Below are 517 nucleotides of genomic sequence, written 5' to 3'. Positions count from 1 at the left end.
GATCATCACGTTGCCCGCGGCGACCACCGCGTCGAACACCTCGCCGGGCAGGTCCAGCTCCGCGAGGTCGGCGAGGTGCACAGTCAGCTCCGGATGCTCTCGCGCCGTCGCCACCAGAACCGGGTCCAGGTCCACCGCGGTCACCGAGTGGCCGCGCCGGGCGAGTTCGAGTCCGACACGCCCGGTCCCGCAGCCCGCGTCGAGGACCCGCGACCGCGGCGTCAGCAGGGCGTCGACCATCCGGGCCTCGCCGTGCAGGTCCGCCCCGTCCGCCGCCAGCTGCTCGAATCGTTGGATGTAGGCGCGCGACTGCGCCTCGTCTCGCTCGTTCTGCCATCGGGTCACGGCGCCCAGAGTACGTTTCGCACAGCCGATTTGCCCGCGCCCGCAGGTAGGCTTCGCCGCGAACGGTGGGGGGTCATGTTCCCGGGGTCCGTCATGGTTCACATCGCATACACATCACCTGAAATTGCCCTTGAAAGGGGACACACGTGGCGGACACCTTGCAGGCCGGATC

General features: G+C 69.4%; 1 protein-coding gene. It reads right to left on the bottom strand.

What is annotated here, in order from left to right; translation table 11 throughout:
- On the bottom strand, window positions 1-345 hold a 345-nt coding region (locus AC1DYG_RS19250), incomplete at its 3' end, for a class I SAM-dependent methyltransferase (RefSeq protein ID WP_477641463.1).
- Window positions 346-517 lie beyond the last annotated feature (172 nt).

It is taken from the genome of Pedococcus sp. P1_H8, assembly GCF_056405175.1.
Note: the sequence above shows the minus strand (reverse complement) of the source record. Positions and strands in the feature narration are given on the sequence as shown.